Source organism: Rhodobacter sp. SY28-1, assembly GCF_005222785.1.
Taxonomy (GTDB): domain Bacteria; phylum Pseudomonadota; class Alphaproteobacteria; order Rhodobacterales; family Rhodobacteraceae; genus Tabrizicola.
In genome coordinates this window covers 214,859-233,440 of the sequence record NZ_STGH01000002.1, presented here as the reverse complement: position 1 = coordinate 233,440, position 18,582 = coordinate 214,859, and the positions used below count along the sequence as shown (strand labels likewise).

17 protein-coding genes are annotated in these 18,582 nt (G+C 68.1%); 13 read left to right on the top strand and 4 right to left on the bottom strand.

Annotation, left to right across the window (positions count from 1 at the left end):
• Positions 1-122 precede the first annotated feature (122 nt).
• The 7 genes from E8M84_RS10145 to E8M84_RS10115 all read left to right on the top strand — a co-directional run bounded on the left by E8M84_RS10145 (position 123) and on the right by E8M84_RS10115 (position 7,510).
• On the top strand, positions 123-1,259 hold the full coding sequence (locus E8M84_RS10145; RefSeq protein WP_137111095.1) for an aminodeoxychorismate synthase component I: 1,137 nt from the start codon (positions 123-125) through the stop codon (positions 1,257-1,259).
• Positions 1,217-1,825: an aminotransferase class IV family protein gene (locus E8M84_RS10140; protein ID WP_394347405.1), complete on the top strand. Its 609-nt coding sequence runs from the start codon at positions 1,217-1,219 to the stop codon at positions 1,823-1,825. Before E8M84_RS10145 ends, E8M84_RS10140 begins: the two co-directional genes overlap by 43 nt.
• A 105-nt stretch (positions 1,826-1,930) precedes the next feature.
• On the top strand, positions 1,931-3,727 hold the full coding sequence (gene aspS, locus E8M84_RS10135; protein ID WP_137111093.1) for an aspartate--tRNA ligase: 1,797 nt from the start codon (positions 1,931-1,933) through the stop codon (positions 3,725-3,727).
• Positions 3,727-4,194: a DUF1993 family protein gene (locus E8M84_RS10130; RefSeq protein WP_137111092.1), complete on the top strand. Its 468-nt coding sequence runs from the start codon at positions 3,727-3,729 to the stop codon at positions 4,192-4,194. The genes aspS and E8M84_RS10130 overlap by 1 nt, the downstream gene beginning before the upstream one ends.
• Positions 4,195-4,292: 98 nt before the next feature.
• Positions 4,293-5,591 (top strand): DUF1800 family protein, encoded by a 1,299-nt coding sequence (locus tag E8M84_RS10125; protein ID WP_137111091.1) that lies wholly within the window; start codon positions 4,293-4,295, stop codon positions 5,589-5,591.
• Between the two features lie 4 nt (positions 5,592-5,595).
• A complete protein-coding gene (locus E8M84_RS10120; RefSeq protein WP_137111090.1) occupies positions 5,596-6,741 on the top strand; it encodes a DUF1501 domain-containing protein in 1,146 nt (381 codons plus the stop codon).
• 58 nt (positions 6,742-6,799) lie between these two features.
• Positions 6,800-7,510 (top strand): GNAT family N-acetyltransferase, encoded by a 711-nt coding sequence (locus E8M84_RS10115; RefSeq protein WP_137111089.1) that lies wholly within the window; start codon positions 6,800-6,802, stop codon positions 7,508-7,510.
• A 15-nt stretch (positions 7,511-7,525) separates the two neighbouring features.
• Here the strand turns inward: E8M84_RS10115 and E8M84_RS10110 are convergent, their stop codons facing one another.
• The gene (locus tag E8M84_RS10110; protein ID WP_137111088.1) at positions 7,526-8,203 is read right to left on the bottom strand and encodes a response regulator; all 678 of its coding nucleotides are present in this window, start codon (positions 8,201-8,203) and stop codon (positions 7,526-7,528) included.
• 136 nt (positions 8,204-8,339) lie between these two features.
• Between E8M84_RS10110 and mce the strand changes: the two genes are divergently transcribed.
• Both mce and E8M84_RS10100 read left to right on the top strand, forming a co-directional pair.
• A complete protein-coding gene (gene mce / locus E8M84_RS10105) occupies positions 8,340-8,744 on the top strand; it encodes a methylmalonyl-CoA epimerase (protein ID WP_137111087.1) in 405 nt (134 codons plus the stop codon).
• Positions 8,741-9,010 carry a DUF1467 family protein gene (locus E8M84_RS10100; RefSeq protein ID WP_137111086.1) on the top strand — a complete coding sequence of 90 codons (270 nt, stop codon included), beginning with the start codon at positions 8,741-8,743 and terminating at the stop codon, positions 9,008-9,010. Before mce ends, E8M84_RS10100 begins: the two co-directional genes overlap by 4 nt.
• Positions 9,011-9,071: 61 nt before the next feature.
• On the opposite strand, the gene E8M84_RS10095 is transcribed toward E8M84_RS10100, so the two are convergent.
• From E8M84_RS10095 to E8M84_RS10085, 3 genes are all read right to left on the bottom strand, one after another.
• Positions 9,072-9,767, bottom strand: coding sequence for an EI24 domain-containing protein (locus E8M84_RS10095; RefSeq protein WP_137111085.1), 696 nt, complete (start codon positions 9,765-9,767; stop codon positions 9,072-9,074).
• The gene (locus E8M84_RS10090; RefSeq protein ID WP_137111084.1) at positions 9,764-10,342 is read right to left on the bottom strand and encodes a nitroreductase family protein; all 579 of its coding nucleotides are present in this window, start codon (positions 10,340-10,342) and stop codon (positions 9,764-9,766) included. The genes E8M84_RS10095 and E8M84_RS10090 overlap by 4 nt, the downstream gene beginning before the upstream one ends.
• A gap of 98 nt (positions 10,343-10,440) precedes the next feature.
• Complete coding sequence (locus tag E8M84_RS10085; protein ID WP_137111083.1) at positions 10,441-11,544, bottom strand: class II histone deacetylase; 1,104 nt, start codon at positions 11,542-11,544, stop codon at positions 10,441-10,443.
• Positions 11,545-11,724: 180 nt separating this feature from the next.
• Here E8M84_RS10085 and E8M84_RS10080 point away from each other — a divergent pair, with 180 nt between their 5' ends.
• From E8M84_RS10080 to E8M84_RS10065, 4 genes are read left to right on the top strand one after another with little or no spacing between them, the layout of a single operon-like run.
• The gene (locus E8M84_RS10080) at positions 11,725-12,729 is read left to right on the top strand and encodes a MoxR family ATPase (protein WP_137111082.1); all 1,005 of its coding nucleotides are present in this window, start codon (positions 11,725-11,727) and stop codon (positions 12,727-12,729) included.
• Positions 12,726-13,598 (top strand): DUF58 domain-containing protein, encoded by an 873-nt coding sequence (locus E8M84_RS10075; RefSeq protein ID WP_240790349.1) that lies wholly within the window; start codon positions 12,726-12,728, stop codon positions 13,596-13,598. The genes E8M84_RS10080 and E8M84_RS10075 overlap by 4 nt, the downstream gene beginning before the upstream one ends.
• Positions 13,599-16,382 carry a DUF4159 domain-containing protein gene (locus tag E8M84_RS10070; RefSeq protein ID WP_137111081.1) on the top strand — a complete coding sequence of 928 codons (2,784 nt, stop codon included), beginning with the start codon at positions 13,599-13,601 and terminating at the stop codon, positions 16,380-16,382.
• Positions 16,379-18,448, top strand: a complete 2,070-nt coding sequence (locus tag E8M84_RS10065) for a hypothetical protein (protein ID WP_137111080.1) — start codon at positions 16,379-16,381, stop codon at positions 18,446-18,448. The genes E8M84_RS10070 and E8M84_RS10065 overlap by 4 nt, the downstream gene beginning before the upstream one ends.
• Positions 18,449-18,582 lie beyond the last annotated feature (134 nt).

Genomic DNA, 18,582 nt, shown 5'->3' with positions numbered 1-18,582 from the left:
GTCGGGCGATCATGCTTTTCGCGCTGCAGCGTCGGTTTTGGCTGCAGCTGCGGCGTGGAATGGTCTGGCGAGAGTCGCGGCTTGGGCCTATCTCGGGATGACGAGGGAACGGGGGCCGACGGGTGATCCTTATCGAACATGGACCGAGGGGCGAGCCGTCGCTCTTCGATCTGCCGCGCGAGATCATCCTGGCCTGGCGCCCGGGCGAAGTGCGCGCGGCGCTTGACCGGGCCGAGGCGGCGCGGGCAAAGGGCAGCTGGCTTGCGGGCTATGTCGCCTACGAGACGGGCTATGCGCTGGAGCCGAAGCTTTCCCGCCTGATGCCGCGCAGGCGCCCCGGGCCGCTGGTCGCGCTTGGGGTCTTTGAGGCCCCGCTTCCGGCAGATCAGGCGCTGGAGCAGGCGGCCGAGGAGGGCCGGTCGACCCGGATGACCGCACCCAGGCCGCTGATCGGGCGGCGGGCCTATGGCACTGCAGCGCGCAAGGTGTTCGACTATATCGCTGCGGGGGACTGCTATCAGGTCAACCTGACCTTCCCGATGGCCGCATCCCTGGTCTCGGGCACGGCGCTGGGCCTATACGGCGCGTTCCGGCGGACGGGGGCGGTGGGACATGGCGCTTATGTCGATCTGGGGGTGGGGCCGGTGGTGGTGTCGCGCTCGCCCGAGCTGTTCTTCAAGGTGGAGGGTGGGAGGATCGTCACCCGCCCGATGAAGGGGACGCGGCCAAGGGGCAAGGATGCGGCCGAGGATGCGGCGATCATCGCCGACCTGAAGGCCGATGAGAAGGACCGGGCCGAAAACCTGATGATCGTCGACCTTTTGCGCAACGACATCAGCCGGTTGTCGAAGGTGGGCACGGTGAAGGTCCCGGCGCTGTTCGCGATCGAAAGCTACTCGACGGTGCACCAGATGACCTCGACCGTCGAAGGTGTGCTGGAGGGGGCTGCGACCCTGCCCGGTCTGATGGCGGCGCTGTTCCCGTGTGGCAGCGTAACCGGTGCGCCGAAGATCCGCGCGATGGAGATCATCCGCGAGGTAGAGCCCTTTGCCCGCGGGGTCTATTGCGGGGCGGTGGGCTGGATGTCGCCAGAGGGGGATGCGGATTTCAGCGTGGCGATCCGGACCCTGTCGGTTTCGGGCGAGCAGATCGTTATGAACGTGGGCGGCGGGCTGACGCATGGGTCCACCGTGTACGGCGAATGGGAGGAGGCGTTGTGGAAAGCGCGCTTCGTGAAGGCGGCGGTGAGCCGGGCCTGAGGCTGATCGAGACGCTGCTGTGGGACGGGGCAGGGGCCCCGCGTTGGCCGTTGCATCTTGCGCGGCTCCGGCGGTCGGCGGATCTCCTCGGCTGGTCCTGTCCGGAGGTCGCGCCGTCTGGTCCCGATCACCCAGCGCGGCTGCGCCTGACGCTGGACCGGGACGGCGGGGTGGAGTGGACCGTGGCCCCGCTGCCCCCGGCAAAGGCAGAGTGGCGGGTGGGTCTGGCGGCGGCGCGCTTGCAGTCGGACGATCCCTGGCTGCGGGTGAAGTCGACGAAACGGGCGGCCTATGACCAGGCGCGGGCCGCCCTGCCGGAAGGCTTGGACGAGGTGATCTTCCTGAACGAACGCGGCGAGGTCTGTGACGGGTCGATCACCACGGTCTTCTTCGACCGGGGGCAGGGGATGCGGACGCCGCCTTTGTCCTGCGGGTTGTTGCCGGGCGTGCTGCGGACGGAACTGGGGTACGCCGAGGACGTGTTGAGTGCAGAGGACCTGCCCAAGGTCCGGCTCTGGGTCGGGAATGCGCTGCGCGGGCTGATCCCGGCGCGATTCTGTTCGTAAGGTGGGCAGGATTGCCCACCCTACCGGGGCAAGCGGGCTTGACTTCGGGCAGGGGGCAAGGTGTATCGGCGCGATGGAATTGAGGCCCTGGAAAGGGGAACGCAGATGCACGCCTATCGCAGCCATACCTGTGCCGCGCTGAACAAGTCCCATGTGGGCGAAACCGTCCGGCTGTCGGGCTGGGTCCACCGGGTGCGCGACCATGGCGGCGTGCTCTTCATCGACCTGCGCGACCACTACGGGATCACCCAGGTGCTGTGCGACGGCGACTCGGCCGCGTTCAAGGCGCTGGAACAGGTGCGGTCGGAATGGGTGATCCGGGTGGACGGCCGGGTGAAGGCGCGCGACGCCTCGCTGGTCAACGCCAAGATCCCGACGGGCGAGATCGAGGTCTATGTGACCGACCTGGAAGTCCTGGGCGCCTCCGAGGAACTGCCGCTGCCGGTCTTCGGCGACACCGAATACCCTGAAGAAACCCGGCTGACCTACCGCTTCCTCGACCTGCGTCGCGACACGATGCACCAGAACATGATGCTGCGCTCTAACGTCGTCCGCTGGCTGCGGAACGCCATGTGGGACCAGGGCTTCACGGAATTCCAGACGCCGATCATCACGGCGTCTTCGCCGGAGGGCGCGCGCGACTTCCTCGTGCCCTCGCGCCTGCATCCGGGCAAGTTCTATGCCCTGCCGCAGGCCCCGCAGCAGTTCAAGCAGCTGATCCAGGTTGCGGGTTTCGACCGCTATTTCCAGATCGCCCCCTGCTTCCGCGACGAAGACCCTCGGGCGGACCGCAGCCCGACCGACTTTTACCAGCTGGACATCGAGATGTCCTTCGTGACGCAAGACGACGTCTTTGCCGCCGTCCAGCCGGTGCTGCAGGGGCTGTTCGAAGCGTTCGGGAAAGGCCGGAAGGTCTATTCCGACTGGCCGCGCATCGCCTATCGGGACTCTTTGAAGTGGTACGGGTCGGACAAGCCGGACCTGCGCAATCCGATCCGGATGCAGGATGTATCCGAACACTTCCGGGGTTCCGGCTTTGCGATCTTCGCCAAGCTTCTGGAGCAGGAGGGCAACGAGGTCCGCGCCATTCCCGCGCCCAAGGGCCCGTCGGGCGAACCCGTTGGCCGCAAGTTCTGCGACCGGATGAATGCCTTTGCGCAACAGCAGGGTTTGCCGGGAATGGGCTACATCTTCTGGCGCGACGCCGAGGATGGGTCGGGGATGGAGGCCGCAGGGCCCCTGGCCAAGAACATCGGGCCAGAGCGGACCGAGGCGATCCGCCAACAACTTGGTCTTGAGAAGGGCGATGCGGCCTTCTTCCTCGGCGGCAAGCCCGAGGCCTTCGAAGGCATCGCCGGCAAGGCGCGGAACGTGATTGGCGAGGAACTGGGGCTGACCGACAAGGACAGCTTCCGCTTTGCCTGGATCGTCGACTTCCCGATGTACGAGAAGACCGACGAGGGGAAGATCGACTTCTCCCACAACCCGTTCTCGATGCCGCAGGGCGGGCTTGAGGCGCTGAACGGCGACCCTCTGAAGGTCTATGCCTACCAGTATGATCTCGCCTGCAACGGCTATGAGGTGATCTCGGGCGGCATCCGCAACCACAAACCCGAGATCATGTACAAGGCCTTCGAACTGGCCGGGTATCCGAACTCCGAAGTCGACAAGCGCTTCGGCGGCATGGTCAAGGCGTTCAAGTACGGCGCGCCGCCCCACGGCGGTTGTGCGGCGGGAATCGACCGGCTGGTGATGCTTCTGGCCGACACCCAGAACATCCGCGAAGTCATCATGTTCCCGATGAACCAGCGGGCCGAGGACCTGCTGATGAACGCGCCCAGCGAGCCGACCCTGCAGCAGCTGCGCGAGTTGAACCTCCGCGTCGTGCCGAAGGACAGCTGATGTACCAGGCCTCGGTCCCCGTCTTCCGCCACTACCTGTCGCGCGTCAGCGACATCGTGGCGGTCGCGGGGCCGGATGCGCTGGACGCCCGTATTGCCGACAGCTTTCCCGCCCGCCAGCAGTTCGCCACTGCGGCGGGCTTTGCCTTGCGGATCGCCTGCCCCCTGGCGGGCCGCGAGGTGCCGGACCTGCCGCAGGGCCTTGGGCCGCGTCTCGCGGTGGCGCGCGCGCTTTTGGGGTCGATGAGCCCGGCTGATTTCGAGGGGGCCGAGACGCGGGTGATCCGCCACCGCGCGGGCTTTGCCGATCTGGAGCAGAGCGGAGCCGACTTCCTCTATCTCTATGGCCTGCCGAATTTCTTCTTTCATCTGACCATGGGCTATGCCGCCCTGCGCGCTGCCGGAGTGCCTTTGGGCAAGGCGGATTTCGACGGGTTCCACGCCTATCCGGCGGATTTCCACTTCTGACCGGGCGGCTCTTCGCGGGCGCTTCGCTGGCTCATCGCCGGGCTGCGACGGAGCGTCGCGCGTTGCGCGTATGATCCTGCACAAACAGGGAGGCGCGTATGGACGGCGAAAGCTTTGCGATCCGCTTCGGCTATGGTCTGCCCGCAGGCGGGTCGGGCCTTGGCGCGGATGATCTGGCGGCGCGGACCTGGCCGGGGGTGCGACTGGCCGAACTTGCCCCAGTGGCCCTGGCCTACCGGGCAGCGAAGAAGGCCGAGGACGATGCGGCAGTGAGAGAGGCTCAGCGTGCGGTCGATGCGCTGGCCCTGCGGGGGGCGAAGGCGATCTTTGCCCGCGCCCTGGGGTCTGACGACCCGTATCGTGAGCGTCTGGTGGCTTTCTGGGCCGACCATTTCACCGTGGCCCCGCGTAACCGGACCGAACGCGCCTTGCCAGGGGCCCTGGTGGACGAGGCGATAAGGCCGCATGTCACAGGGCGCTTCGCCGACATGCTGAAGGCCGTCACGACGCACCCCGCGATGCTGATCTACCTGAACCAGGAGGCGTCCTTCGGCCCGTCCTCGCCCAAGGGCAAGCGGCAGAAGAAAGGTCTGAACGAGAACCTCGCGCGCGAGTTGATCGAGCTGCACACCCTGGGCGTGGGGGCGGGTTATACGCAAGCCGATGTTCGAGAACTGGCAGAATTGCTCACGGGTTTGACGGTTTCGCCGCAAGAAGGGTTCGTTTTTGACAAGAATCGCGCCGAACCGGGGGCCGAGATGGTGCTGGGCGTGACCTATTCCGGCAACGGCGCGGCACCGATCCTGCAGGCGCTGGACGACCTTGCCGCCCGACCCGAGACGGCGGCGCATCTGGCGCAGAAGCTGGCGGTGCATTTCGTGGCCGATGACCCGGACGAAGGCCTGGTGGCCGACCTTGCCGCGCGGTTCCGCGACACGGATGGCGATCTGGCAGAGGTCGCGCAGGCGCTCGTCGCGCATCCGCTGGCCGGGACCGGGACCAAGGCACGGCAACCCTTGGATTTCCTGGTGGCCAGCCTTCGCGCGCTGGGCGTCGGGCCCGAGTTCATCCTGGGGCTGGAGCCGCGTCCCTTCCGACGGCTCATCCTCGACCCGTTGGAGGCGATGGGTCAGCCGTTCCAGCAGGCGCCGGGCCCGGACGGCTGGCCCGAACGCGAGGCGGACTGGATCACCCCGCAGGGTCTGGCCGCGCGGATCGACTGGGCCATGCAGGCGCCCGAGCGGCTGGTGCGGCCCCTTCCGGACCCGCGTGCCCTTCTGTCCACGGCGCTGGGCGCAAGGGCGGGCGAAAAGCTTGCATGGGCCGTGGGGGCCGCGGAATCGGCGCGCGACGGGGTGGGGCTGGTCCTCGCCTCGCCCGAATTCAACAGGAGGTAGCACGATGGATCGGCGGATTTTCCTGAAGGGGCTGGGAGCCGTGGGCTGCTCGGCGGCGGCGCATCCCCTGATGACGACACTGACGCTGGCGGCCGCGCCGGGCGAGAACCGGCTGGCGGTCATCATCCTGCGCGGGGCGATGGACGGGCTGGACGTGGTGCAGCCGCGGGGCGACCGGGACCTTGCGGCGGCGCGGCCGGGGGTGCTGGCAAAGGCGCAGGACCTGGACGGGTTCTTTGCCCTGCATGAGGGGCTGTCGGGTCTGATGCCCTTGTGGCAGGCGGGGGAACTGGCCTTTGTCCACGCGACCTCGACCCCCTACCGCGACAAGCGCAGCCATTTCGACGGGCAGGACCTGTTGGAAGCCGGGACGGGCACCGACCTTGCGCCCGCCGCGCAGCGGGATGGCTGGCTGAACCGGCTTCTTGGCGTCCTGCCGGGGGCGACCTCGGAAACCGCCTGGGCCGTGGGACGCGAGGCGATGCCGATCCTTACGGGTGCCGCCCCCGCAGAAAGCTGGGCGCCGGATCAGGACCTTGCGGTTTCCGCCCCGGCGCGGGCGCTGCTGGAACAGGTCTATGCCGAGGACGCGCTGTTCCATCAGGCCTCGGCCACCGCGTTCGGGCTGGCGGGGATGGAGGAGGGCGAGGGGCAGGACACCGACATGATCGTCGATTTCGTCGCTGAACGCCTGCGCGGCCCGGCCCGGATCGCGGCGTTTTCGCTGACGGGCTGGGACACGCACAAGGGGCAGGAGCGGGCGATACGGAAACCGCTTGACCGGCTGCAGCGCGCGGTCCTGCGGTTGAAGGATGGCGCGAGGCCAGAGGTCTGGGGCAAGACCGTGGTGCTGGCGATGACGGAGTTTGGGCGGACTGTGCGGCAGAACGGCTCGGGCGGGACGGATCACGGCACGGGCGGCGCGATGCTGGTGGCTGGAGGTGCGGTGCGGGGCGGGAAGGTGCTAGGCCGCTGGCCGGGTCTGGCCGAGGCTGACCTTTACGATCGCCGCGATCTGATGCCGACCTCGGATGTGCGCGACTGGGCGGCGCAGGCAATGGCCGGGCTGTTCGGGCTGGACCGCTCGGTGCTGGAAGGCACGGTCTTTCCGAAGCTTGCGATGACGACCAGCGACAAGCTGATCCGGTGATGTTGCGGCCATCCGTCGCCCGGCCTAGCCTTCGCAGGAGGGACGGGGAGGTTGCGAGATGGATTCGAAAGCGCTGGGCAGCGAAGTGACGGGCTGGCAGCCGCCGCCGCGACCGGGTCATGACGCGATGGACGGGCGGTTCGTCCGGCTCGAGCCCCTGGACGCCGACCGCCACGCTTTCGAGCTGCAGGAGGCGTTTCAGGGCCACGACGCCCTGTGGGACTACATGCCTTACGGCCCCTTCGCCTCGGGTTCGGCCTATCACCGCTGGGCGCGCGAGCGTGAGGCGGGCGAGGACCCGCGATTTTTCGTGATGCGCGATGCGGGAAGCGGGAAATGCGGCGGGATCGCCAGTTACTTGCGGATCGCGCCCGAGGCCGGGTCGATCGAGGTCGGGCACATCTGCATCTCGCCCTCGATGCAGCGGGGAGCGGCGGCGACCGAGGCGATGTTCTTGATGATGGACTGGGCGTTCCGCGCGGGCTACCGGCGCTATGAATGGAAGTGCAACGCGCTGAACCTGGCTTCGCGCCGGGCGGCACAGCGGCTGGGGTTCAGCTTCGAAGGCGTGTTCCGGCAACACCTGATCGTCAAGGGACGAAACCGGGACACGGCCTGGTTTTCGGTGATCGACAAGGAATGGCCCGCGCTGTCCGAGGCCTTTGCGCTGTGGCTGTCACCGTCGAATTTCGACGCCAAGGGCCGCCAGCGCGAGCGACTGTCGGACCTGACCCGCCTGGTCCGGTCAGGCAGCGACCCGGCGCTGTAGGGCTGACAGGAGATTTCAGGCAGGCGACTGCAGCGCGGCCAGCCGGTTCTCGATCAGCTGGACCAGTTTGGCGCGGTCAAAGGGCGTGCTGCTGTGGCGCACGGCCTGTTCCAGCGCCAGATCGCCCGAGGCGCGGGCGAGGCTTTGCAGGAAGGCGCGCGCATAGGTCGGATCGCCCGGGGCCGTGATCAGCGTGGCCGCGCGGGCCAGATCGTCGCGCAAAGCCATCGGATCGCCGGATGGGGCGGGCATGTCCTCGCCCTTCTCGATCGGGCCGACGCCTGTGGTCAACTGCCGAATCAGCCGCACCAGACCCGCGACTGACCCGATCGGCTTTTCCAGGAATCCCGCCGCTCCGGCATCCAGCGCCAGGTCGCGCCCGTCCGGATCGCCCGACAGGCCCAGCACCGGAAAGCCCTGCGCCGACAGTTCGGCAATCAGGTCCTCCCCCCTTCCGTCGGGCAGGCCAAGATCGACGATGGCCAGGTCGGGACGGTAGCAGTTCAAGTGAAGTCGCGCGATTTCAAGACTTTCCGCCCGCCGCAGCTTTGCCCCGGCGCGGCTAAGGATCAGCCGCAGCGCATCGCAAGTAAAGCGGCTGTCATCCACGATCATCAGCGTCTGCCCCTGCAAGGGCAGGTCGCTGGCGCCCGGTGGAACGGTTGGCAGGACAGGATAGGGACGATGCGGCATGGCAGACCTCGTTCGGAACGGGTGCGAGTGTCGCCACGGTCCGTTAAGCTGCGGTTAATGGGCCTGCGACCTTCGCGCCGCTTGCAGGCCCCGGCCGCTGAACGCATAACCCGTCGCACAGTCTTGCGAGGTACCCATGATCGGACGCCTGAACCATGTCGCCATCGCCGTCCCCGATCTGCAGGCGGCGGCGGACCAATATCGCCAGACCCTCGGCGCAAAGGTGGGCGCCCCGCAGGCCGAGCCGGACCACGGGGTGACGGTGGTCTTCATCGAACTGCCGAACACCAAGATCGAGCTCTTGCATCCGCTGGGCGAGGGCTCGCCCATCCTGGGGTTCCTGGAAAAGAACCCCGCGGGCGGCATCCACCATATCTGCTATGAGGTCGACGATATCCTCGCCGCGCGGGACCACCTGAAGGCGTCGGGCGCGCGGGTGCTGGGGAACGGGGAGCCGAAGATCGGCGCGCATGGCAAGCCGGTGCTGTTCCTGCACCCGAAGGACTTCAACGGCTGTCTGGTGGAGCTTGAACAGGCATGAGCATCACCGGCGCCATCGTTCTGTACTCGATCACCTGGTTCATGACCCTGTTCTGCGTGCTGCCCTATCGCACGCAGTCGCAGGATGAGGCCAACCACGTCGTACCGGGCACGCCCCCGGGCGCGCCTGCAGGCGAGGTGATGAAACGCAAGGCCTGGGTCACGACGCTGATCGCGACGCCGATCTTCGCGGTGATCGCGGCGATCATTCTTTCGGGCTGGATCACCGTGGAAGACCTGGACTGGTTTGGCCGGTTGAAGGACTGACCCAAAATCCTTGAGTAAGGATTTTGACAAATTTCTTGCTTAAGAAATTTGGCCCCCGCCTCTACCGCCCCGCGCTGGCCAGTCGGTGGTAGAGATGGGTGAAGGTCGCCACCCCCAGCGTCGGCACCACCAGGTTCAGCAATGGCACCGACAGGGGCGCGGCCATCAGCGTGCCCGCCGCCCAGAGCGTCCAGCGATTGCGGCGGCGCATGGCCTTGACCTCGCCCGGAGGCAGGCGGCGTAGCGCGACGAGGCTGAAGTATTCCCGGCCCAGGAGGAACCCGTTGATCGCCCAGAAGACCAGCGGAATGCCGGGGCCGACGAAGGGGTAAAGGAACAGCGCGCCCAGGTTCACCGCGATCACCAGGCCCAGGAAGTTCACCGACTGGCGCAGGCTTTCGCCCAGCGTCAGCGGCGTCGCGGGGGGCAGGCCCGGGTAGTGCCGGTCCTCGACCGCGTCGGCCACGTCCTCCAGGAAGAACCCGGTGAAGGCCGAGGCGACGGGCACCATCAGGAAGACCGACAACCCGATCATCAGGAACAGCGAGGCCCAGCCGAGGAAGGTCTCGATCCCCGAGACCGGGCCGATCACCGGCAGGTCGACTGTCTCGGGCGAGAGCCACCAGATCAGCTGGATGAACAGGATGTAGGCGGCAAAGAGGAGCGCGAGCGCCAGAAGGACGCCCAGGAACACCACGCGGCGAAAGCGGCGGTCGCCCAGCTGGCCAAGCGCCTGGAAGAAGGCGGCGAAGATCATGCGTCGACCCAGGTCACCAGCCGCGACAGGTCGGGGCGCGGCCGGTCGGGGCCGTCAGCGGGCGGTGTGGCGATATGGACGATGCCGGCAACCGTTTCGCCGTCCATGCAGCCAAAGGCGCGGGCGGCGAAGGTCGCGTCGTGCGCGGGCCAGCCGGTCAGCCAGCAGGCGCCCCAACCCGCCGCTTCGGCCGCGTTGACGATGCCGAAGCAGAGCGCGGCGGCCGAGGCCACCTGTTCGGCCAGCGGGATCTTCGGCGCGGATTTGGGTGAGGAAATTACCACCACGGCCAGCTTGCCCAGATCATATTGCCCGCGCCCCTTGGCGGCCATCTCGGCATCCCCGCCCAGTTCCAAGGCCCGCGCTTCGGCCAGATCGGCGAGCCGCGCGAAGGCCGCGCCTTCGATGACCTGAAGCCGCCAGGGTTCGAGCTTGCCGTGATCGGGCACGCGGGTCGCGGCGGTCAGGATTTCGGTCAGCTCGTCGCGGGACGGGACGGGATAGGTGAACAGCTTCGCCTGGCGCGAGCGGCGGGTTTTCAGGAAGGCGAGGGCAGCGTCGTTGCGAGCGGGCATGGGAATCCTTCGGGTAGGGGCAGACGATTGGCAGGGAAAGCCGGGAACCGATCCAGACCCGAGGAACTTTCGACGAAAATTCCTCGGGTCTCGGGGCGTTACAGGCCTAGGCTTCGGGCCGCCTCCTCGATCCAGGCGCGGGCGAAGGCGTCGAAACGGGCATCGGGCTGGCGTTTGGCCAAGGTGGCGGCAAGGGGGTCGGGGGCGCTGATGTCCGAGCCGCTGAGTTCCTCCAGCACCGCATGGCCGCAGAAGGGGACGTAGACCTCGGAGTAGCCGCCCTCGTGGACGAGCAAGAGCTTGCCGCCGCATAGGCTATCGGCGGCCTGCATCATCTGGCGGGTCATAGCGCGGAAGGTTTCGGCGGTGCAGAGCATCCGGCCCAGCGGGTCCACGGCGGCGGCGTCAAAGCCGCAGGCCACGATGATGACGTCTGGCTTGAAGCGGGTCAGGGCGGGCAGGACGACACGTTCCATCGCGTGAAGATAGGTCGTGTGGCCACAGCCGGGGGGCAGGGGCAGGTTCAGGTTGGACCCTGGCGCGTCCGGTCCGCCCCGCGCATCGAGATCGCCGGTGTCCAGCGGGTAGTTCCTCTCTTGATGCAGGCTGATCGTCAGGACATCGGGGTCATCCCAGAAGATCGCCTCGGTCCCGTTGCCGTGGTGGACGTCCCAGTCGACAACGGCCACGCGCCGGACCAGACCATCGGCCTGCGCTGCCCGAATGGCCACGGCGATGTTGTTCAGAAGACAGAAGCCGTTCGGGAAATCGGCGGTGCAATGGTGCCCCGGCGGGCGCGACAGGGAATAGGCATTCCGCACCTCGCCCGTCAGCACCGCGCGCAGGGCGGCTGTCGCAAGGCCCGCCGACAGCGCCGCGATCTCAAACCCGCCCGCGCCGAAGGGGGTGCGCAGGCCAAGTTCGCCCCCGCCCGCGTCGGACGCGGCCTTGAAGGCCGTCAGATAGCTGTCCGGATGGACGCGCAACAGGTCGTCGCGGCTGGCAGGTTCGGCCCCCCGCGTCGACAGGTGGCGCGTCAGGCCCGTCACCTCGATCAGGTTTCTCAGCCGCCGCTTGGTCTCAGGGTTCTCGGGCAATCCGCCAGGGGTGGGCTGCACCAGCCCCGCGACTGGCAGGGTGAAGGCGTAGTTGCCCCCGCCATGCCAGAAACAGCGTTCGTCGGAATAGAAGGCAGTGGTCATGGCGCGGTCCCCTTTCGACGAAGCCTAATCAGACGGCGCGCGATTGGCCAGCGGCGGGCGACAATACCGGGGCGCACGGGCCTCTCACGATCATTTGTGTCAAGTCGCCTTTTGCCATTTGTGCCCGGCGGGATACTTCGCTTTACTGGCGGGGACAGGACCCTGAAGGGAGCATGAGGCATGGCCGACACCAAGGCGCTGGTCGCGGAAATCGAAGCACTGGGCGCGACGCTTGGTCAGGCGAAGGCCTCGATCAACCGCCGCTTCATCGGGCAGGAGAAGGTGGTAGAGCTGGTGCTGGCCTCCATGCTGTGCGGCGGGCACGCGCTGCTGGTGGGTCTGCCGGGCTTGGGCAAGACCCGGCTGGTCGATACGCTGGGCACGGTGATGGGCCTGAAGGCTAACCGCATCCAGTTCACGCCGGACCTGATGCCCGCCGATATTCTTGGCTCCGAAGTGCTGGACACCGGCACTGACGGCAACCGGGCCTTCCGTTTTGTCGAAGGCCCGATCTTCTGCCAGCTGCTGATGGCGGACGAGATCAACCGCGCCTCGCCCCGGACGCAGTCCGCGCTTCTGCAGGCGATGCAGGAGAAGGAAGTCACCATCGCTGGCCAGCATCGGCCTTTGGGCAAGCCCTTCCACGTTCTTGCGACCCAGAACCCGATCGAGCAGGAAGGCACCTATCCGCTGCCCGAAGCCCAGCTTGACCGCTTCCTCGTGCAGGTCGACGTCGAGTATCCCACCCGCCAGACCGAGCGTGACATCCTGATCGCCACCACCGGCGCCGAAGAGGCCGAGGCGCATCAGGTCTTCACCGCCCAAGGCCTGATCGACGCACAGGGCGTGATCCGCCGGATGCCCGTGGGCGATCAGGTGGTCGAGGCGATCCTGGACCTCGTCCGCGCCTGTCGGCCGGGCGAGGCCGAGGGCCGCGATCTGGCGGATTCGCTCAGCTGGGGTCCCGGCCCCCGCGCGGCGCAGGCGCTGATGCTGATGGTCCGGGCGCGGGCGCTGCTGGATGGCCGGCTTGCGCCGTCGGTCGCGGATGTGGCCGATCTTGCGCAATCGGTGCTGATCCACCGGATGGCCCTTTCCTTCGCCGCCCGTGCAAGGGGCGAGACGCTGGCCGGGATCATTTCCCGCGTCACCGCCAAGACCCTGCGGCTTGAGGCGGCGGCGTGACCATAAGCCCCGATCTGCGGTCCCGCGCCGAGGCGCTGGGGCAGACCCTGCCGCCCCTCTTGGCCGAGGCCGAAATGCTGGCCTCGACCGTGATGATGGGCGAGCATGGTCGTCGCAGGGCGGGGCTGGGGGATGAATTCTGGCAGTACCGCCCGGCGCATCAGGGGGATTCAGCGCGGGTGATCGACTGGCGGCGGTCGGCTCGGTCGGATGCGCATTTCGTGCGCGAACGCGAATGGCAGGCGGCGCAGTCGGTGACGATCTGGGTCGATCCGGCGAAGTCGATGACCTTCACCGGCGACAAGTCCCGCGCGCCCAAGGCCGATCGCGCCAAGCTTCTGGGCCTGGCGCTGGCGGTCCTTCTGTTGCGCGGCGGGGAACGGGTGGGGTTGGCGGGTCTTGCCTCGCCGCGTGCCGGTCGGGCGCAGCTTCTTCGGCTTGCGGCGCGACTGTCGGGTGAGGAAGCGGGCGAGGATTACGGCGCCCCGGAAACCGAAGGCATGGTGAGCCATGGCCGGGGCGTCTTCTTGTCGGATTTCCTGGGCGATCTGTCCGGGATCGAAACGGGGTTGGCGCGTGCGGCGGACCGGGGGGTGAAGGGCGTGCTGATCCAGGTCCTTGATCCGGCCGAGGAAGAGTTTCCCTTCGACGGCCGAACGATCTTTGAATCGATGGGCGGCACCATGCGGCATGAAACCCAGCAGGCGGGTGAACTCCGCACCCGCTATCTGGCGCGGCTGGCGGAGCGCAAGGACCGGCTGGCACAGTTGGCCCGGGCCGTGGGCTGGCATTTCACCACGCATCACACCGGTGCGCCTGCGCAGTCGGCGCTCCTTTGGGCCTACCTGGCGCTGCAGGGGGGGCGGTAGATGTTCACCCTCGGCCCCCTTGGCTTTGCCGCGCCCTGGCTGCTTGTGGCGCTGGTCGCACTTCCGATCCTGTGGCTCCTCCTCCGCGCCGTGCCGCCCGCGCCGATCCGGCGGCGGTTTCCCGGCGTGGCGCTGCTTCTGGGCCTGAAGGATGAGGAAGCCGAAACAGACAAGACGCCGTGGTGGCTGCTCCTGCTGCGCACCATCGCGGTCGGCGCGCTGATCCTTGGTTTTGCCGGGCCGGTTCTGAACCCGCAAGATCGGATCGCGGGCAGCGGGCCGTTGCTGATCGCCGTGGATGGTGGCTGGGCCGATGCGCGCGACTGGCCAGAGCGGCAGCAGAAGATCGAGGCGCTGGTCGAGGAGGCCGGAGCGATGGGTCGCACCGTGGCGCTGGCCCGGCTCAGCGATCTGCCCGACCGGGTCGAGTTCCAGACGGCCGAGGCCTGGGCGGGTCGCGCTGCCGGTCTGCAACCGCAGGCCTGGGCGCCCGGAGAATTTGCCGGTTGGGCCGATGCCCTGCCGGATGGTGAGTTCGAGACGGTGTGGCTGTCGGACGGCCTCGCCCATGCCGGGCGCGATGCGCTTCTGTCCGTCCTGCAGGCGCGGGGCGACGTGCGGGTGGTGGAAAATATCCGCCCGGTCCTGGCTCTGCATCCTGCGGGCTATGCCGAAGGTCAGGTCACGGTCGCGGCCAGTCGCGTTCCGGCTGGTGCGGCGGTTACGGTCGACGTGATCGCACAGGGGCCGGACCCTTCGGGGGTGGAACGCGACCTCGGCCGGGTGACGCTGACCTTTGACGCGGGTGCCGACCGGGCCGAGGCGGCCATCGACCTGCCCCCCGAGCTGCGCAACCGGATCACCCGTTTCGTGCTGGAAGGCGCGCGGACGGCCGGGGCGGTCAGTCTGGCCGACGACAGCCTGAAACGCCGAAAGATCGCGCTGATCCGCATGGGGGCCGATCAGGAAACCCTGCAGCTTCTGTCGCCGCTGCACTACCTGCGGCAGGCGTTGGCCCCCACGGCAGACATCATCGAGGGCAACCTGACGGATTCACTGTTGGCCAATCCCGACGTGGTGATCCTGGCGGATGTGGCCGATGTCTCTGCCTCGGAACGCGCCGAGCTGACGGAATGGCTGGAAAAGGGGGGGCTTCTCCTCCGCTTTGCCGGGCCGGTGCTTGCGGCGAGCGACATCAGCCGGGTCGACGAGGACCCGCTGATGCCGGTGCGCCTGCGCGAGGGTGGACGCACCGTGGGCGGCGCGATGAGCTGGGGGGAGCCGAAGGCCCTGGCACCGTTCCCCGAAGGCTCGCCCTTCTTCGGCCTTGTCGCCCCCGCCGACGTGGTGGTGCGCGAGCAGGTTCTGGCCCAGCCCGATCCCGATCTGGCCGAACGCACCATCGCCGCGCTGGATGACGGCACCCCCCTGATGACCCGCAAGGTGGTGGGGGCGGGGCAGGTGGTGCTGGTCCATGTGACGGCGAACGCCGAATGGTCCTCGCTGCCTCTGTCCGGCCTTTTTGTCCAGATGCTGGAACGGCTTGCCGTGTCGACCAAGCCGGCGACGCCCGAGGCGACGGACCTTGCGGGCCAGACCTGGGTGCCGGAAGTGGTGCTGGACGCCTACGGCCAGACCTCCGACGCAGGCGAGCTGCCGGGGGTCGAGGGCGAGGCCTTGGCCAAGACCATCGCCGAAGGTCCGACCGCCGCGACCCCGCCCGGGCTTTACGCCGGGGCAGAGCGTCGTGTCGCGCTGAACGTGATCGGGGCCGAGACCGTGCTGGAGCCCGCCGTCTGGCCCGCAAGCGTGCCGGTCGACCGGCTGGAGACGAACGCGGCGCGTCCCTTGAAGGGCGAATTCCTGACGCTGGCGACAGGGCTTCTGCTGCTGGATGTCCTCGCCGCGCTGTGGCTGGCCGGACGCCTGCGCGGGCTGGTCCGGGGGGCCTCGGCAGTGGTCCTGCTGGTGGCCGTTGCGGCAGTGCCGCGCGGCGCGCAGGCGCAGGAGGCGACCAACGCGGACGATTTCGCGTTGCAGGCAACAAGCTCGGTCGTCCTGGCCTATGTGCTGACCGGCGACCGCCAAGTGGACGAAATGGCGCGGGCCGGGCTTCTGGGCCTGTCCGACAAGCTGTGGCAGCGCACCTCGATCGAGCCGATGATGCCGATGGGCGTCGATATCGAGAAGGACGAACTCGCCTTTTTCCCCTTCCTCTACTGGCCCGTGGTGGCCGGGGCCGCGCAGCCCTCTGACGCCGCCTATGCCAAGCTGAACCAGTATCTGCGCACCGGGGGCATGATCCTGTTCGACACCCGCGACGCCGATTTGACCGGCTTTGGCGGCGGGACCACACCGGAAGGCCAGGCCCTGCAGGTCATCGCCGGCGGGCTGGACATACCGCCGCTGGAGCCGATGCCGGGCGACCACGTCCTGACCCGGACCTTCTACCTTCTCCAGGACTTCCCCGGCCGCCACCAAGGGGGGCAGGTCTGGGTCGAAGCCTCACCCGATGCGGCTGCCGAGGCGGCGGAGGGGATGCCGTTCCGCAACCTCAACGACGGGGTGACGCCGGTGGTGATCGGTGGCAACGACTGGGCCTCGGCCTGGGCGACGGATGAAAGCGGCGTGCCGCTGGTGCAGGTCGGTCGAGGCTATGCCGGCGAACAGCAGCGCGAGATTTCCTACCGGTTCGGCATCAACCTCATCATGCATGTGCTGACCGGCAACTACAAATCCGACCAGGTCCATGTGCCGGCCCTTCTGGAAAGGCTTGGGCAATGAGCGCAACCGTCGTCTTCGCGCCGCTGGTGGCCTGGGTCCTGATCTATGCCCTGGCCGGTCTTGCTGCCGCCATGGTCGCCTTTGCGCTGTGGCGCGGGCTGTCGGGCTGGTGGCTGCGCGGCCTCGCGCTTGGGGCGCTGGTGCTGGCGCTGGCCAACCCCGCCCTGCAGGAAGAAGAACGCCAGAACCTGTCGGACATCGTCATCCTTGTCGTCGACGAAAGCGCCAGCCAGGGTCTCGCGGACCGCCGCGCCCAGACCGAGGCTGCCGTCGCCTCGGTTCAGGCCGAAGTGGCAGCGATGCCCAACACCGAACTGCGCATCCACCGGGTCGGCGACGGGGCCGAGGACAGCGGCAGTCTGGTGATGACCGCCTTGTCCGAGGCCCTGGCCGAAGAACCCCGCGCCCGGGTGGCCGGGGCGATCCTGATCACCGACGGTCGGGTGCATGACGCGGGCGTGGTCCCGAACCTGCCCGCGCCGCTGCAGGTGCTTCTGACCGGGCGACAGGCCGACTGGGACCGCCGGATCGTCGTCAAGAACGCCCCCGCCTTCGCCATTATCGGCGAGGAGTTCCAGCTGGAGCTGCGGGTCGAGGATATCGGCGCCCCGCCCGACCTTGGGTCCGAGGTCGAACTGACCATCGCGGTCGATACCGAGGAGCCGGTCACCTACTCCGTCCCCCTGAACGAGGACCTGGAACTGCCGGTCACCCTGCCGCACGGCGGCGCGAACGTGCTGCAGTTCAGCGTGGCCCCGGTCGAGGGCGAGATCACCGACCGCAACAATGCCTCGGCCGTGCAGATCAACGGCGTGCGCGACCGGCTGCGGGTGTTGCTCATTTCCGGTGAGCCGCACGCGGGCGAACGGGTCTGGCGCAACCTCCTCAAGTCCGACGCGGCGGTGGATCTTGTCCATTTCACCATCCTGCGCCCGCCGGAAAAGCAGGACGGGGTGCCGGTCGATGAACTTTCGCTGATCGCCTTCCCCACGCGCGAGCTGTTCGTCGAGAAGATCGAGGAATTCGACCTCATCATCTTCGACCGCTACCGGATGCGGGGCATCCTGCCGATGGACTACATCGAGAACATGGTGACCTATGTTCGTAACGGCGGCACCGTCCTTGTGGCGGCGGGACCGGAATTCGGCGCGGTCGACAGCCTTTACCGTTCGCCCCTCGCCGAGATTCTGCCGGTCGCGCCCACGGCGCAGGTGATCGAGGAAGGTTTCCGCCCCAAGATCACCGAGCTTGGCAGCCGTCACCCGGTGACCGAGGGGCTGGAGGACGAGGCGCCCGAAGGTGGCTGGGGCCGCTGGTTCCGGCTGATCGAGGTGCAGCAGACCGCAGGCCAGGTGCTGATGTCCGGCCCCCGCGACCTGCCGCTTCTGGTCCTGAACCGGGTCGATCAGGGCCGGGTCGCGGTGCTGGCCTCGGATCAGGCCTGGCTCTGGGGCCGGGGCTATGAGGGCGGCGGGCCGCAACTGGAACTGCTGCGCCGCCTCGCGCACTGGATGCTGAAAGAGCCCGAGCTGGAAGAGGAAACCCTGACCGCCGAGGTCCGGGGCGAAGCACTGACCATCACCCGCCGCTCGCTTGCCGAAGAGGAACCCGGGCCGGTCACCATCACCGGGCCGGATGGCGCAACGGTGGAACTGGCGATGCCGCTGGTTGCGCCGGGGCGGTACGAGACCGCCTGGCAGGCCCCGGCGCTGGGGCTTTACCGGCTGGAACAGGGCGATCTGACCCGGGTGATCGCCGTCGGCCCCGCCACTCCGCGCGAATTCACCGAGACCATCGCCTCGGGCGCAGACCTGCAGCCCTTGGCCGAGGGAACGCGCGGTGGCGCAACCCGGCTGGAACCCGGCAATCCGGACATCCGGACAGTCGCCGAGGGCCGCGTCGCGGTCGGGCGCGGCTGGATCGGGATCACCCCGCGCGAGGCCTATCTGACGACCGAGGTCAACGTGGTGCCCGTCCTGCCCGCCTGGGCCTGGCTGCTGATCGCGGCGGGGCTTGCCGTCGTCGCCTGGCTGATCGAGGGCCGCAAGGGCGCCAAGGCGGCCTGAGGGTGGCTCGTCCCTCCCTTGCGGTCGCTCCTCGCAGACGCCAGCGAAGAGCGACCGAAGGAAGCGATGAGCGGTCCCGGAACCACCCGGCCCTTGGCGCGAATCGGTTGGCAGTTGCATCCTGTCCGCAAGTC